Source organism: Nodosilinea sp. P-1105, assembly GCF_012911975.1.
In the GTDB taxonomy this organism is placed as follows: Bacteria; Cyanobacteriota; Cyanobacteriia; order Phormidesmidales; family Phormidesmidaceae; genus Nodosilinea.
This window is the reverse complement of the sequence record NZ_SMDQ01000011.1, coordinates 39,949-56,155: the sequence shown is the minus strand read 5'-3', so window position 1 is coordinate 56,155 and position 16,207 is coordinate 39,949. Positions and strand designations below refer to the sequence as shown.

Here is a 16,207-nt window from a genome sequence, read left to right as displayed (position 1 = left end):
CCTTGAAATTACCACGAGAACCATAGCTTACCCAGAAGAAGCACTCAGCCCAGCTTTGCAGCCATACCCTGGGGTGGGGGCTTCAGGCCAAATAGGGGGCATGAGTACAGCAAGGCAGAAGGGTGGCAGGAGAGACCGGGTACACAAAGGTTCCCGCTTTGGCAAATAGGGAAGTTATTGCTGCCGAGCGGCACTCACCAAAGGTCACTTAAACAAGGTCACTTAAACTTAGAGGCCGCTTCTTCAAAAGCCACCCTCAGATCGTGCCAAGCGTCTTGCAGCCCCACTTTCACACTTTGCCAGGCATCATCGCTGGCGGCGGTCAGGTCAGACAGTCTTTGCTGCATAGCATCGCGCTTAGCCCTTAAGGCCGCAATTTGCTGATCCAGGTCTGCTTTTTTATCCGCACTGACTTGATTGGCCTTAGCCTGCATGTCGTCTAGCTTGGCCCCCCATTCCTGAAGCTGGGCTTCCATCTTTCCTTGGGATGTCGATCGGTCTTCCATGGTGGATACCTCAGTGAACTAATTGGGGAAATGAGCAGTAGCCCTGCCGAGGGTCGAGTATCAACGGTAGATGAAACCCTCTTACCTTTTAGTATAGAAGTGCTGGCCGCAAGCCTGGCTGGTGGCTTAAAGCTTCTTGAACACCTGGACAGGCCTGGAGCCCATCTGCGTCGGTTTACCCCTGCCGACCCAGATGGGCGATCGCGGTAAACCTGATTCCACGGCACTAGAATTAAGGTGTCAATCGTTAAGTATTGGTTCTGGGAGTCTTTGACCATGTCTACCGCTGCTCAAACCTTAGCTTTTAGCACACTGCTCAAGCGTCCGGTCCTGAATCGCCAAACTGTGGAAGAGTTGGGTCAAACAACTCAACTGTTGGTAGACGCTCAGGCACAGCGAGTCACAGGGCTAGTTTGCAAGTCAGGTTTTTTAGGTACCACAAAGCGAGCCTTTAGCTGGGATCAAATCGAGGCGATTGGTAAGGATAGTATCTTGGTCCGGGTGGCCGACAGCCCCCAGGCAAGTTCCCCTGACATGACCGAAGCGCCCATTGGTTTCGAGATTTTGACCGACCACGGCAACACGGTGGGTAAGGTCACCGATTTACTCTTCGAGCTGGAGTCTGGCCGAGTTACTGGCTACCTGTTTACCCCCCACGGGTGGAAGGGGCTGATGGAGGGCACCTACATCTTTGCCCCGATTGCCATTTCCAGTGTGGGTGAAAAGCGAGTCATTGTGCTGGAATCCGCCGTTGAAGCCCCCCAACAATACACCCCAGGCCTAGGGGCTAAACTCACCCAAGCCAGTGACTTTATTCAAGCCGACTACGAGCGTACCAAGCAAGATTTGGCGGATTTGCAGAAAGGCGCCCAGGATTTAGCCCATAAAGTTAAAGGGGAGTCCCCTAATACTGATGATTCAGCACAAGAGTAAGGGAAGGTGGGATAACCACTGGGAGCAAACACAAAAGGGACACCCTGTTTAGGGCATCCCTTTAATTGGTAGTTATTAGTTTGCTTGACAGCTATTACCTAGAACCTCAGTGCAGGATGTCGAGATCTCAAGCTCTGAGGATTCTTGATCTCATGGACCATGAACTTTGGGCCATCCCAGGGCAGAACCCTGGGAACTGTACCGGCGCTTTAGGCGATGGTGGCCATGCGCACTTCATTGGTGGTCAGCAGCTGCTGCAACTCTTCAGAATCAACCGTTTCCTTGTCCACCAGCATGTTAGCCAATTGGTCAAGAATGTGACGATTACCGGTCAGCACCTCTTTGGCCCGCCGATACGCCTCATCCACCAGAGAACGGACTTCAGCGTCAATGGTGGCGGCTGTGCTTTCCGAGAAATCACGCTCAGAGGCAATGTCGCGGCCCAGAAACATATTGCCCTGCTGACGACCCAGGGCCACAGGTCCCAACCGGTCGCTCATACCAAAGCGAGTCACCATTTGCCGGGCAACACGAGCCACCTGCTGCAAGTCGTTGGAGGCGCCGGTGGTGACTTCCTCTTCGCCGAAGATAATTTCTTCCGCAATTCGGCCACCCAAAGCCACAGCCATCTGATTTTGCAGGTAGGAGCGGGAGTACAAGCCAGACTCTAAGCGATCTTCGCTGGGGGTGAACCAGGTTAACCCACCGGCTCGTCCCCGGGGAATGATGCTGATTTTCTGCACTGGGTCGTAGTCGGGCATCAATGCACCCACCAGAGCGTGACCCGCTTCATGATAGGCCACTAGCTCTTTGCGCTTCTCGCTCATCACCCGATCTTTCTTCTCGGGACCAGCCAGCACCCGGTCAATGGCGTCGTTCACCTCATCCATAGAAATTTCGGTGAGATTGCGACGGGCCGCCAGAATTGCCGCCTCATTCAGCAGGTTAGACAGGTCTGCCCCAGTAAAGCCAGGGGTACGCCGGGCAATCTTCTGCAAGTCCACGTCTTTGGCAAAGGTTTTGCCCCGGGAATGGACGTTGAGAATTTCCAGACGACCAGCATAGTCGGGCCGATCCACCACCACCTGGCGGTCAAAACGTCCAGGACGCAGCAGGGCCGCATCCAACACATCGGGGCGGTTGGTGGCAGCAATGATAATAATGCCGGTGTTACCCTCGAAGCCGTCCATTTCGGTCAGCAATTGGTTCAGGGTTTGCTCCCGCTCGTCGTTACCGCCACCTAAGCCAGCACCCCGTTGACGCCCGACAGCGTCGATCTCGTCGATGAACACGATACAAGGGGCATTAGCTTTGGCCTGCTCAAACAGGTCACGCACCCGGGAGGCCCCAACCCCGACAAACATTTCCACAAACTCGGAACCGGAGATGGAGAAAAAGGGTACCCCAGCTTCCCCAGCCACAGCTTTAGCTAGCAGGGTCTTACCGGTCCCTGGAGGCCCTACCAGCAGCACCCCTTTGGGAATTTTGGCCCCAACAGCGGTAAAGCGGTCGGCATTTTTGAGGAAGTCCACCACTTCGGTCAGCTCTAGCTTGGCTTGTTCAATGCCAGCCACATCGCCAAAAGTGACCTGAGTCTGGGGCTCCATTTGTACCCGCGCTTTAGATTTACCAAAGTTCATGGCCTGGCTGCCGGGACCACTCTGGGCCCGCCGCAACACAAAGAACAGCACCCCCAGCAGCAACACGGGAATTAACAGGGTGCTGAAGGCGCGCACCCAAACGCTGTCGTCGCTTTGGGGCAACACCACAATGTCAACATTATTGGTTTCCAGGGTGTTGATGAGCTCCTGGTCATTGGGCAGGTTGACTATCACCTGACCGTTGCCTTCAGGATCGGTAAAGCGGGCGCGGGTGCGATCGGCACTGATATTGACCCGCTCAATTTGGTTGTTTTGTACAGCGTCTAAAAACTTGCTGTAGCGCCAGGTTTGGGTTTCCTGACCAGAGCCATCAAAAATGGCTGTGGCCAGAGCAATGACCACGACTACGAGCAAGGCGTACAGACCTGCATTTCTCCACCGTTTGTTCACCGGGGTAATGCCTCCACTAACATCTAGAACTGAAATGTGAATCTAAAGATCGATTTTGATCGGACAAGCCTAGAGAGACTATTGCTGTTTCCCTGAGGAAGCTGGAAATAGTTGAATCTGGGCCAGGAAAAATCGTTTAATTAGAAGGATATTAATTTATGTTAACGCGATCCGTTGGAATGGGCTATTGATCTTTCAGTTTTCTTGGGTTGGGCCACTGAAATACGGCCCTTAGTTCTCCCAAACAAGAATGTTGGGGGTCAAATTCCAGTCTACTCTGATCTTCTAAGACTGTGTGTATCGGGACGACCTGCACCACGCCGTTGGTATAGGCCAGAACCTCTAGGGTGGGGATCAGAGGCCGGGTCCAGGGCTGGGTGTGCACAGGTATACCCAGCCGATGGAAGTGATCAAGCACTTGCTGGCGAGCAATACCGGGTAAGAGGCCAGCCTGCCAGGGGGGAGTCCACCATTGCCCCCTGGCCCATCCCCACAGGTTGCCGGTGCTGGTTTCTAGCCAATCACCCGCGTTATTCACCAGGATCGCTTCTTTGGCCGCTTGGGCTTGGGCGGCTTGCAACGCCAGCCAACTGCCTAAATAGTTGCCGGTTTTGTACTGGGGTAACCCCCTGTGATAGGGGCCAGATTGGGCTACCCAGGCGGTAATACCTTTAGTTTGGCGGGTAGCCAGGTGGGTCGGCAGGGGCCGTCCCGTGATCAACTCGCGGCTATCTGGCAAGCAAGCGATGCGTAGCACCGGATAGTTACGCTTGAGGTGCTCTGCCCCGCGCCGCACCTGGGCCCAGTCTGGGGCTGGCCAATGGAAGTCGGTTAAGGTCTGCTGTAACCGATGCTGGTGGGCTGACCACTGGGTTAAGGGGTGGTCTAGGCTTTGGTCGTAAACCCGCAGGGTGGTGAACACCGTAGCCCCATAGAGAAAGGCAGGGTCGTGAATCCCTAGATCTATCCGATCGCCAGGGTGCAGGTGACCGTTAAACCAATAGGGCATAATTACCTATCCGCTGGTCACTGACAAGCCATCCACCAACACCGAGGGGGTATAACAGGACCCATTCCAGTCGGCGTCATTGCCCAGTTCCATCTGGTGTTTGAGCGCGGCATAGACATTGCCCGCCACCATCGTGTCTTTGATGCGCCCCACCAACTGCCCGCGGCGGATACGGTACCCCAGGTCAATATTGATGGAAAAGTCGCCGGAGATGCCAGCCCCACCCCCCAAAATTTGATCCACCAAAATGCCTTCGTCCACGCTGGCGATCAGTTGGTCCAGGGAGCGATCGCCAGGTTTGATCAACGTGTTGTAAAGACTGGGGGTAGGGTAACTGCCGAGGCCAGGACGAAACCCATTGCCGGTGGATTTGCCACCCAGGTCGCGACCCACGGTGCGATCGCAGTAAAACAGCTGCACCACCCCATTTTCAATGAACGTCAGGGGTTCGGTGGGGGTGCCCTCGTCGTCAAAGGGGCAGCTAAAGGGGCCGACCTCAGGGTCTTGGTAGAGGGTAATGGCGGCAGCGGTCATCTGTTCCCCTAGACCATCACTCCAGGGGGACGATCCTTCCAAGACTCGTTTGCCACTGAGGGCAGACTGCAGGGTGCTCCACAACATATCTGCGGCTTTAGCGGTAAAAATCACGGGCATGCGGCCGGTGTTAACCACCGTCGTTGTTTCCGCCCACCCTAGCCGTTGCAGAATTTGATCCGCCAGGCGCTGGCTATCTAAGCGATCCCGTTGGGTCTGGCCATCGCTGACGCAGAGAAAGTCATCCCCTCGAATCCATTCTGCGGAGCCGTAGGCGCTGAGAGTAGTATCGCTGTAGTAGCAGTCCAGTCCGTGGCTGTTGAGAATGCGGGTGGTTTCCAGATCGCACTCTAAATCGACCCCACAGATGCTGTCGGGATAGGCTCTACAGATGCGATCGCGGATCTCGTTTCCCCAGGTAATCAACTGCTCGACGGTAACCGCCTGCCCCATATCGGGGTAATGGTGGCGCCCCCCTGTCGTCAGTTCAGTTGGTTCTGGATCGTTGAGGGCGCTGATGGCTAGCGCTTTGGCCACAATGGCCTCCGCTGGCACATGGCCATAGGCCACCGCCAGACCAGGACGATTGTTGACCCATAGGCGTAGGGCGGTACCGGCTGCGGCAGAACTTTCTAGCTGTTTGAGGCGGTTAGCTTCAAAAAACACCGGATGCGACTGCGATCGCGATTGCAGCACCTCCGCCGCCTCTGCCCCATGCTTTAGCGCCAGGTCAAGCAACTGTTCAGCTAGCAAATCGTCGGGTAGGCAGGACTCCATAGGGGCTCAGCGGCAAGATAAAAATGGGTGAAACCTGCATCTATCTTCGCGGATGGTCGTCCCCCTGGGAAGGCTCAATCCTGATATCGATCCAGCCATCGCCACTGCACCCCTCCCCCCTGGGGCCAATCGGGGGTAATATAAATTCACACCTGGAGAGGTGGCAGAGTGGTTGAATGCGGCAGACTCGAAATCTGTTGTGGGGTCACACCCACCGAGGGTTCGAATCCCTCCCTCTCCGTTTTAGGCTTTTTAAAAATGCTGGGCTGACAGGGTTCACGGTTTAAGGTACGCGGTTTAAGGCGAGCCGTAGACCGTGAACCGTAGACCTTGCACCTCAGACCCTGTTAACTCGTCACGACTGGCATGACAGACCACTAGACCTTTGGCATAAAAAGCGCGACTCACCCCCGAATGACTGTAACGGCTCGTCCACTGGCTGTTTGGGCCTGCTCTGTGGTGGTGCGCTTGGCGATAGGAGGCTGTCCCGGTCGCTGGTCAAAAATCACCAACCAACCGCTACTAAGCCCCAACCCGCTCAGGTAACGGTCTAACTGCCCCAGACCTGCTTGCTTGGGGTCCGGTCGCCCTGCTCGCCACACCTTCAGTTCCATGCCCAGGGTGACATCGCCATAGCGCAGGCACAAATCCATCCGGTCAGAGCCGATGGCATATTCTCGCTCCAGGGTGCCACCACCGTTGATCACACGATGTAAAAAAGCCATCAGTACCAGGTGGGGGGCAATCTCGTGGTAGGGCGCACTCTTCAGCAGGGGTTGCCCATGCTGGCGCCAGAAGCTCAGAAAAGCCTGCAGCAATTTATCAGGGGCGAGGGTGCCATCTGAGTGCAACCAACTAGGGGTAATCTGCGGCAAAGAGGCCTCGGGGGTTTGACTCAAAACCCGAGGCAATACTTCCCGATAGATAGGGTTGGCCACCTGCAGTCCGCCTTGGGGACTGTGGCGGCAGAGGCCTAGATCTAGCAAAAATTGCACATCATCGGCGGGCACATTGCCTAGCTCTTGCCCTGCCAGAAGCGGTTCAATAATCGCTTTAACCCGGTCTTCCCGTAGAAGACTGGCCAGACTATCCAGATGCGTGTCTTGCCGTTGAATCAGAATTTCTTTAGCGATGTTCACATGGTCAGGGGTAATCTTTTCACTGAGGTTAGGGACAATAACCTCTACAATTTGGCGAGCTAACGCATTCACCAACCACGGTTGCCCTTGGGTGAGGTCAAAGGCCCTGTGTATGGCCTCCACAGAAAAGACCTGTCCGGTTTCTGCCGTGTGTTGCTGATAGAGTGCAGCGACATCTGCCTGCGAAAAGTTGCCCAGGGTAAGGGACTCAACCTTAATATTGAAGGGGCTGGAGGTATTGAGGCGGGTACTACCTCCAGCGGCAACTTTGTAGTCGCGCACATCCCTGACCCCGATCAGGGCTACGGATTGGGGAAACCCAGCGGGGCGGTTGGGATAACCAGAGCGTAACTGACGCAGCACCGAAATTAACGTCTGATCACCCAAGGAATCGATTTCGTCAATCAAGACAACCAGAGGACGAGGGGAGAGTTTGGCCCATGTGCTCAGCGCCGCCCCAATTTGTTGGCCCGGAACGGTCCGGGGCCAGGGGGGCGGTTGTAACTCTGGGGGTAAGCGAAATTGGGCCGCTTGCCGCCAGTCGCTCAGGATGGCCGCTTCTGCCGTGCCTGGATCATGGGGGAAGGCGGCACCCACTTCGGCAGACACCATAATGGCACTGTATTGTCCACTCTCTGTTAACTGCTGAGCCAGGGTGAGCATGGCCGTGGTTTTGCCCGTCTGCCGAGGGGCATGGATTACGAAGTAGCCCCGCTGGGCCACTAACCGCTCCAGGTTGGGCAGGCGTTTTAGCGGAGATAGCATGTAGTGGATATCGGCCTGGCAGGGGCCAGCGGTGTTAAACCATTTGGGCATCGCTTGAGGAACCGCAGGTGATAGGCTGCAGTCTCAAGCTTACTTTAACGATCGCAGCCATGCCCGCCACTCCAGTTCTGCTTTAACTTCATCCTGTCTGGCTATGGATACACGCCTGGAACCGCTAAGGGTTAGAATCTTCAGGAAAACTGTCTTGACGTCGGTTGGGGGCACCCCCAACCAGGGTTTGTAGTTCGGGCTCCATATTGCTGTTAGACCATGGCTCAGGTTCGTCCACCGGTCATTGAGATTCCGTTGCGTTGGGCGATCGCGACTCCCCTGGTGGTGCTGGCGGTTGGGGCGGTCAGCTTACTTACCTTTTCGACCCGGAATCTGATTGCCGACCTGGCAATTATAGTGGCGGCCCTGGGGTGTGGTCTGTGGATGGCCCAGGCCTTAGCGTTGCGGCTGCGGTGGCTGAGCCAAGCCAGTCAGGCCCTAGCCCAGGGCCGGTTGGATCAGCGTTTGCCGACGAACAGTCCGATCGCAGAGCTGAATACATTAGCCCGATCGTTCAACCAGATGGCTAACCAGCTGCAGCTGTCTTTCCAGCAGACTCACCAAGATTTAGCCACTTCAGAAAAAAAGTTTGCCACGGTGTTTCGCAACAGCCCTGACCCCATGGCGATCGCCAGTTTCCCTGACGGTCGCCTGCTGGAGGTAAACGATAGTCTGCTGGCGTTCTTTGGCCGCGATCGCCACGAGATAATTGGCCGCACCTCCCTGAACCTAAACCTGTGGGCTAACCCTGAGGACCGGCAGACTTACATCAATGCCTTGCAGCAGCAAGGTCACATCCGGAACCAGGAAGTGCCCCTACGCACCCAGTCGGGGCAGGTGAAAACAGCCCTGCTGTCTGCTGAGGTTTGCGCCCTGGATGGGCAAGACTGTGTGATTGTGATCCATCGGGATATTAGCGATCGCAAACAAGCGGAAGCCCAGCTGCGCCAGACCGAAAAATGGCTACAGCAATACAGCCAGGTGTCCCCCAGTATGATCTACACCCTGGTGGAAGCCCCAGGACCCCAGGGCAAGCGGGTCTGGTTTGAATATCTGAGTTCTGCGGTGGAAGGCATCGGCGAAATCACCGTGGAGCAGGTGATGCAGGATCCCAGTACAGTGATGGATCTGATTCATCCTGACGACCGAGCCGGGTATCTGGCCGCCGACGCCGAAAGCGAAGACCACCTCAGCCCCTTTTCCTATCAGTTCCGGATTATCACCCCTTCGGGGCAAATCAAGTGGGTGCATGCCCACTCCCAGCCCGAATGTCGCCCGAATGGGGAGGTGGCCTGGCACGGGGTCGTGGTCGACATTGACAACTACAAGCAGGCGGATGCGGCCCTGCGCCAGAGCGAAGCCCGGTTTCGCCAACTGGCTGAAACGGTCCAGGAAGGCTTTTTTGTCTACGAGACAGACTTGCAGGCCTATTCCTACGTCAACCCGGTCTACGAAGCCTTGTTTGGCCCTACCCCAGCCTTTGCCCATCGGCCCCCAGATCATTGGTTGGAACGCCTGCACCCAGAGGATCGGCCCCGAATTACCCAGGCTCTGAAGGCAAAATATCAGGGATATCACTTCGACCAGGAATATCGCCTGCTGCACCCAGAGCAGGGGTTGCGCTATCTGCGATCGCAGGCTTTTCCCATTTTTGATGTCGATGGTCATATCATACGCTATGTCGGGAATGTAGAGGACATAACGGCTCGACGGCGGGCCGAGGCTACCCTACGAGAAAGCGAAGAGCGCTTTCAGCAGGTGGCTAATTATATCAATCAGCTCTTTTTTGTCCGCTGTGCCCAGTCGGGTCAGTATCTTTACATCAGCCCTGGCTACGAGAAAATCTGGGGTCGCTCCTGCCAGAGCCTCTATGACAACCCAGAATCTTGGTTGGATCCTATTCATCCTGAGGACCGCCCCATGGTTCTGGCCTCCCTGCAAGAGCAGGAGATCAGCCATGGGGCGCACCGGGAGTATCGCATTTTCAGGCCCGATGGCACGATTCGTTGGGTCTCAGCCGAAATCTTTTTGAGTCTGGATGAGGCTGGGCAACCACTCCAATTCATCGGTTTTGCTGATGATGTGACCGAACGCAAACGGCTGGAGGACTCCCTACGGGCTCAGGCGGAAGAGGAGCGGCTCCTGGCCGATATCACCCAAACGATCCGTCAGTCCTTGAACCTGGACGACATTTTGGCGACTACGGTGAAGGCGGTGCAACAGACCCTGCAAGCCGATCGCACCTTGATCTTTCGCCTCACCGCAGAAGGGGTCGGCCAGGTGATTCAAGAAGCCGTCAACCCTGCTTACCCTGTTACCACCACCACTCAATGGGAAGACGAACACTTCCCGGAGGCCTGCTACGAGCATTATTGCCAGGGCCACCCACGCATTGTGCCAGACGTTGCCCTGGATCCCTGGGCTGACTGCCTGGTCGACTTTATGACCCAGATCGGGGTCAAGTCCAAGGTGGTTGCCCCCATTGTGCAGATTCAAGAGAGTGGTGCTTCAAGGGTGTGGGGGCTGCTGATCGTCCATGCCTGTGCCGACTACCGCCAGTGGCAAGGGTCAGAGGCTCAGCTATTGCAGCGGATTGCCAATCAACTGGCGATCGCCATTTACCAGGCCAGCCTATATCAGCAGTTGCAAGCCGAATTGGCCGAGCGCAAACAAGCGGAAGCCCGCTTGCAAGAGCAAGAAACCCTGCTGCGGGCCGTGGGGGATAACCTGCCCAAAGGGTTTGTCTACCAATTTATCCATGAGCCGGGTAAAGGCTTTAATTTCTCTTACATCAGCGCCGGTATTGAGCAGGTGGTGGGCTTAACCCCTGAGGTGGTGGTCAATGATTTTAATGCGCTGCTAGACCTAATCATTGAAGAAGATCGAGTCCGGCTCCAGGCGCTTAACCAGGAGTCTCTAGACAATCTCTCCCAGTTTGAGATGGAAATGCGCAAACGCACAACCTGGGGAGAGATTCAATGGTCAACGGTGCGCTCTATCCCTCGTCGTCTGGAGGATGGCCGCACCATTTGGTATGGGGTAGAACTCGATATTACCCGCATGAAGCAGGCGGAAGCCGCCCTCAAGGCCAGTGAGCAGCTCTTTCGCAGTGCCTTTGACGATGCCCCAATTGGCGTCTCCATCGTGTCGGTGGAGGGACGGTTTTTGCGGGCCAATAGCCGCTACTGTAGCTTGCTCGGTTACAGCGAAGCCGAGTTGCTAGGCCGCCACTTTGCAGAGGTGACCCACCCCCCAGACATCGAGGCTGAACTGGCTATTTTTCAGCAGATGCTAGCGGGAGACATTGACACGTTTGAGGTCAAAAAACACTACGTTACCAAGCAGGGTGAACGCATACCGGTGGTGGTCAATGCCTCGTTAATCGACGATGACCAGGGCCAGCCCCTCTATGTGGTGGGTCATGTTCAAGATATCCGCGATCGCCTGCAAGTCGAACGCCTGAAAGACGAGTTCATCTCCATTGTCAGCCACGAACTGCGCACCCCCATCACGTCGATTGAAGGAGCCTTAGCCCTGCTGGGGGCAGGCATCTACGATCGCAATCCTGAGAAGTCCAACGCCATGTTACGCATCGCCATCAACAACAGCAAACGGCTAGTACGGCTGGTGGATGACATTTTGAGTTTTGAGCGGCTGGAGTCTGGTCAGGTGCAGCTGCCCATAGAACCCTGGCCCTTGACAGATGTGCTACACCAAGCGGTCGAAGTGGTGCAGCCCCTGGCCGACCAGTTTGCAGTGAGGCTACAGGTCACTATCTGCCAGGCTGTGGTGCTCGTCGCCCCTGATGCCATTGTCCAGGCCCTGACAAACTTACTCAGCAACGCCATTAAGTTCTCAGAACCGGGGGACACCGTCTGGTTAACGGCAGCGATCACAGCGACTGGCTTGCACCTACCCGTGCCCCACGCCCACGCCCCCCACGTGCTGATCTCGGTTAAAGATCAGGGGCGGGGTATCCCAGCGGATAAGCTAGACACTATTTTTGAGCAGTTTCACCAGGTGGATGTGTCCGACGCTCGCAAAAAAGGGGGCACTGGCCTAGGGTTAGCCATCTGTAAGCGGATTGTGCAGCAGCATCAGGGCCATGTCTGGGTAGACAGTCTATTAGGGGAAGGCAGCACTTTTTACATGACATTGCCCATCGTGGAGCACCTGGATGACGCCAATGACTAAGCGAGTGTTAATTGTGGATGATGCTGATTTATTGGGTTGGTCGTTATAAAGGTCGTTATAAAGGTCGATCAAGAGGCCAGCCGTTGTCCTCGGTCCGACGGCAACGGCTTTCGATCCCAAAGTTTATGGCCTCTCATCAGTTTCATATATTTGAACGCTATGGTTTAAAATAAATATTCTAATTGCCATAATGCTATGGCCCCTAAGTCTATTCTGTTAATTGAGCATGAGCCGAGCATTCGTGAAGTGCTGAGTGCTTGTTTGCGAGAGCTGGGTGGTTGGAGAGTGACGGCCTCTACGTCCATCCAGGAAGGGATCGGGTTATGTGGCTTAGTCCATCCCGATGCAATTTTGGTGGATGCCTCAGCTCCAGAAGCCGATGCCCTAGTGTTTATTGAACAGCTGAAGCAGTACTCGGTATCGCTGGCTGTACCCCTTGTGCTAATCACGAACCGGGCCAATTGGTTTACGCTGCCAGAGTTGCACCAGATGGGCTTTGCTGGCACCATCCCCAAGCCCTTTAACCCCATCACCCTTTCGGCCTATGTGTCGCAGCTATTGCACTGGAATAGCCTGGATTCAAGTCTCCGGGCTGACCCATAGGCTCTCCACCACCACCCCCATCACCCCATCACCCCAATCGCCGAGCCCGCTTAACCCCAGGTACCCAAAAGCCAAAGTCCGTGGGGGCAACGGGCTCAATGTCGGGATCGTCGCCCCCGATTTGATTAGCCCGGATAATCCAGACGGTGGCTCCCAGCTGCAGAAAAATCATCGCCATAATGTCATGGGCCAGGCGGGGGAAAACTGACCGCCAGCTGGCCAGGGCATCCACCAGGGTTTGCACGGGGGTTTCTCCCACGAAGCGGCCCAGGGTCAGTTCCCCGGTGCGCCAGTCTGAGCGGGCAAAGGCGGGGGGCATGAGGCTGGCTTCTAGGGATGTCAACAGGTCTTTGAGTAACCAGAACCGTTGGGTTTGCTCGTGGTCGGGATGTTCGCGCAGCCACTTGAGCATCAGGGGATTCAGCTGAAATTCGGCCAACATGCGGTTGAGGGCGGTGGTCAGGGCTTGCACCGAGTCCTGCACACAGGAGTTGACCGGGCTGACGGAGGTGGTGCCAGTGCCATCGCCAACGCGGTAGCGGGCGGCCATCACGTCTAGCTCGCGAATCAGCCGCTGCATGGGGGAAAAGGTGACTCCATCGAAGTCGTAGTCTGTGGTGAACGGCGGAAACTTGATCAACACATGGGCCACAGGGCGAAAGCCCACCCGGCCAAACTGGCGATCGCCCATGAACCGGGTCCAGCCTACAGATCCGGCAATCACCGCCTCGGGGCTGTGGGTGAAAATCTGCCGGTAGTCGATGGCGAACCGCCGTTTGTCCGTCAAGGGCTCCTGGATGACGTGGGCCACCCCAAAGGAGAAATGGCCAAAGTACGTACCGGCAATCACGCCGGGTTCCTGTTTGGGGCCGCCTACCCCGCCATAGACTTCCATCACTAGGGCGCGATCGCCCTCCTGCCAGAGGTCGTCAGGCTTGGGAATTCCCAGGGCTTGGGGGTCCAGGTCTGGTAAAAGCAGGGCGTTAACCACCTGGCCCTTTTGCTGACGGGTGTCTCGCCAGTAGTCGGCCTTGAGGTAGCGGAGGGTGGCTTTTGAGCCAGTCACTACCCGATCTGCCGTCAGATCAAACAGGTGGTACGGGGCGATCGCCTGCACCACAAACTCCCCATCGCTATTCAGGGCACCATAGATGTACCAGCCCCCTGAATTCAGGGGGGATCGCTCGATCTGGCGGGTGGTGGACTGGTAAATATCATCTCGGTTGGGCTGCACCGCCGGGGCATAGACCACCTCCTCGGGGCCATCAAACTGGCCTGTCACTTTGCTGTAGTGACGCACCCGGAAGCGATCGTCCCCCACGGGTTCCAGGATTTGTACCAGGCCATAATAGCGCCCGGAGATGTGGATCGGGTCAGCCTGAATCACCAGGGTAGGGGCGTCTTGGTCACCCAACACCTGCACCGGCTCCGGCAACTGCACCATCACATCGTCGATGGGGTGAGCGCCAGCGATGGATTCCAGCGGGTCCACCTGGGGCCAGTGGTTGATGCGATCAGGATGGACGACCCCCTGGCGGCGGCTGACCTGCACCTGTTCGGCGAAGGCCACATCCATGGTCACCAGCTTGACGTAGGCCTGTACGGTCGGATCAGCACTCCATTGCAAGGCCATGGTGCGGCCCACAAGATGCTCATAGGCCAGCGGGGCATGGTGAATTTCGATCTGCACTGGCGATCGCGGCAATACCCCCGCAGAATCTGGCAGAATTAGCCGCCCCAGCCAGGCCTCCAGCGGTTGGTATAGATCAGGGTTGGGCCTTGGCCCCACCGGGTAATACTCGGGCCGGTTGAAGGGGGCAGCCAGGTAAAGCTCGTAGTTGCTAGGGCGAAAAAATTGGTGCCGATCTAACCCGGTGCGAGCCCAATCCTGAAGAAAAATGCCAGCGACAACGTCGACGGTTTGCTGCAAGTGGCTGCGGCCATCAGGCAGCCATGCCTCCGCTGCCATCGGACCAGTCTTGCCGCTGTGGCCCACGTCCCCCAGGGATACGGTCAGAATCCGACCCCGGCGTTTGGCCATATTCCAACTTGATAACAGGGCGATGGGCCAGCGAGCCGGAAAGTACCAACTTGCCGACTTAGCCACTAGGTCGCGATCGCCCACCAGATGATACACCCGCTCTGTCTGCATTGCCCCAGTGTTGCCGCTGATCACCCCGGAAATGGAAATCACCTCAATGGGAGCTTTGGTTGCCTGGACCAGATAGCGAGCCGAGCCCATGGACATTTGACCGCCGCCGCTAAAGCCAATCAGGGTGATCGGGGTGCCGCTGCCGGGTTGGTAGCCGTAGTACAGCAGACTATCGTAAAGCACCTGGGCCAGCCCTCGATTTTGGATCGGCCCATAGCGGGCATCGGCAGAAACCATCACCGCGACAATATTGCGGATATTAACGATAAAGCCAAACGGCAGCTGTGGCACTGCGGCTCTAAGGGTATCGACCAACCGCCAGACCCAGGCAAAGGGGTTACCTGTGGCCAGCCTGCGGTTACTCACCGAGTAGGGAATGATGCCTTTAACCAGCAGGATGTCAGCGGGCAGCAGCTCACCCAGACCAGCCAAGAATCGCTCGACCTCTGGCAAATAGTCATAGCTGCCCTGGTTAATGCCATCTAAATAGGTGACGTAGCGACTAATGGCTGTGTCCTCCTCAGGCGGACGAACCGGCACCCCGGGATTGATCGGCTGTTCCCTCTGCCAACCAGCCCACCAACTCAGCGACTCAAGGGGAGTCAGCAGAACCGCCACCCCAGCAGCTAGAAGGGTAATCGTGACCAAGTCAACGATCAGTTTGGTGGTTTCGTCCAGCGCCTGCAGCCAGATCGCCACCCCCTGCCGGGAACTGGCGACCATCCCCAACCCCACAAAGCCTAAAAAGGCAAAGGCAATCCAACGATAAATCCGCCGGGCCGAGGCGACCTGGGGCTGATTGACCCCCTCCTCTAACCAGAGGATGTCAGCCGCTGAGCGGCTAGGGTGGCTAGCAGCATCCAGCAACTCCTTTAGTTCGGCCCGATTCGTCACCAAGGGCAACCCAGCCGATTGCGTCTGCAACCATTGAGCTAGTACCGTCAGAGGGCGACCAATGGTGCGTTGGCCCAGCTGCAACACCAACCAACCCAGCCCGGCGGTGACCATGGCCTGCCAGGAGGTCAGGCCCAGACTAGATTCTAGGCCGACAAAAATGGCCAGCAAGGTCCAGATCGATAGCAACACCGAAATCGGCAGGCCAAAGTAGGGCAACGCCACCAGAAATTCCAGCATCATCGGGGCGTAGCAGAGGGCCAGGGCCATCGCTAATTGAGGGATGGACGTGTCAATGGCGAACAAAAACTCCACCACCCCCCAGATGCTAACCACCCAAAACAGGTAAGTGGCCGCAAAAATCAAGGCAGAGGTGACCAGGCTGAGGGCGAAGCGAAAGGGCTTTACCCGGTTAACAAACAACACAATGCTCTGGCCAATGGCCTCCGACAAACCAGCCAGAAGCAGCACCAGGAGTGCAATCCAGACCCCATAGGCAAAGGTGGCCAGATCGGCAAAGATATCAGGATCCAGGCTCAGGGCCCCCCTTACCAGGTGCCAAAATTGGTCGAGAAAGGATTCTGCCATGGGTGACCTAT

10 protein-coding genes and 1 tRNA gene are annotated in these 16,207 nt (G+C 56.5%); 5 read left to right on the top strand and 6 right to left on the bottom strand.

Annotated elements, in window-relative coordinates; all coding sequences use genetic code 11:
• Nucleotides 1-218 precede the first annotated feature (218 nt).
• Nucleotides 219-506 (bottom strand): hypothetical protein, encoded by a 288-nt coding sequence (locus tag E1H13_RS07225; protein ID WP_169612734.1) that lies wholly within the window; start codon nt 504-506, stop codon nt 219-221.
• A 30-nt stretch (nt 507-536) separates the two neighbouring features.
• Between E1H13_RS07225 and E1H13_RS07220 the strand changes: the two genes are divergently transcribed.
• Both E1H13_RS07220 and E1H13_RS07215 read left to right on the top strand, forming a co-directional pair.
• Nucleotides 537-716 carry a hypothetical protein gene (locus E1H13_RS07220; RefSeq protein ID WP_169612733.1) on the top strand — a complete coding sequence of 60 codons (180 nt, stop codon included), beginning with the start codon at nt 537-539 and terminating at the stop codon, nt 714-716.
• Between the two features lie 66 nt (nt 717-782).
• Nucleotides 783-1,439, top strand: a complete 657-nt coding sequence (locus tag E1H13_RS07215) for a PRC-barrel domain-containing protein (RefSeq protein ID WP_169612732.1) — start codon at nt 783-785, stop codon at nt 1,437-1,439.
• 209 nt (nt 1,440-1,648) lie between these two features.
• Here E1H13_RS07215 and ftsH3 read toward each other — a convergent pair whose 3' ends face one another.
• From ftsH3 to E1H13_RS07200, 3 genes are all read right to left on the bottom strand, one after another.
• Entirely contained in the window at nt 1,649-3,490 is a 1,842-nt protein-coding gene (gene ftsH3 / locus E1H13_RS07210) for an ATP-dependent zinc metalloprotease FtsH3 (RefSeq protein WP_169612731.1), read from the bottom strand.
• Between the two features lie 184 nt (nt 3,491-3,674).
• Nucleotides 3,675-4,499 (bottom strand): aminotransferase class IV, encoded by an 825-nt coding sequence (locus E1H13_RS07205; RefSeq protein WP_169612730.1) that lies wholly within the window; start codon nt 4,497-4,499, stop codon nt 3,675-3,677.
• Between the two features lie 6 nt (nt 4,500-4,505).
• Nucleotides 4,506-5,810, bottom strand: a complete 1,305-nt coding sequence (locus tag E1H13_RS07200; protein WP_169612729.1) for a TldD/PmbA family protein — start codon at nt 5,808-5,810, stop codon at nt 4,506-4,508.
• Between the two features lie 154 nt (nt 5,811-5,964).
• On the opposite strand from E1H13_RS07200, the gene E1H13_RS07195 reads away from it, so the two are divergent.
• Nucleotides 5,965-6,051: transfer RNA gene (locus E1H13_RS07195), tRNA-Ser, on the top strand.
• Nucleotides 6,052-6,214: 163 nt separating this feature from the next.
• On the opposite strand, the gene E1H13_RS07190 is transcribed toward E1H13_RS07195, so the two are convergent.
• Nucleotides 6,215-7,765 (bottom strand): ATP-binding protein, encoded by a 1,551-nt coding sequence (locus tag E1H13_RS07190; protein ID WP_169612728.1) that lies wholly within the window; start codon nt 7,763-7,765, stop codon nt 6,215-6,217.
• A 219-nt stretch (nt 7,766-7,984) separates the two neighbouring features.
• On the opposite strand from E1H13_RS07190, the gene E1H13_RS07185 reads away from it, so the two are divergent.
• Together E1H13_RS07185 and E1H13_RS07180 are read left to right on the top strand one after the other, a co-directional pair.
• A complete protein-coding gene (locus tag E1H13_RS07185; RefSeq protein WP_169612727.1) occupies nt 7,985-11,959 on the top strand; it encodes a PAS domain S-box protein in 3,975 nt (1,324 codons plus the stop codon).
• Between the two features lie 195 nt (nt 11,960-12,154).
• Complete coding sequence (locus E1H13_RS07180) at nt 12,155-12,562, top strand: response regulator (RefSeq protein WP_169612726.1); 408 nt, start codon at nt 12,155-12,157, stop codon at nt 12,560-12,562.
• 28 nt (nt 12,563-12,590) lie between these two features.
• Here E1H13_RS07180 and E1H13_RS07175 read toward each other — a convergent pair whose 3' ends face one another.
• A complete protein-coding gene (locus E1H13_RS07175) occupies nt 12,591-16,196 on the bottom strand; it encodes a peptidase (protein ID WP_169612725.1) in 3,606 nt (1,201 codons plus the stop codon).
• Nucleotides 16,197-16,207 lie beyond the last annotated feature (11 nt).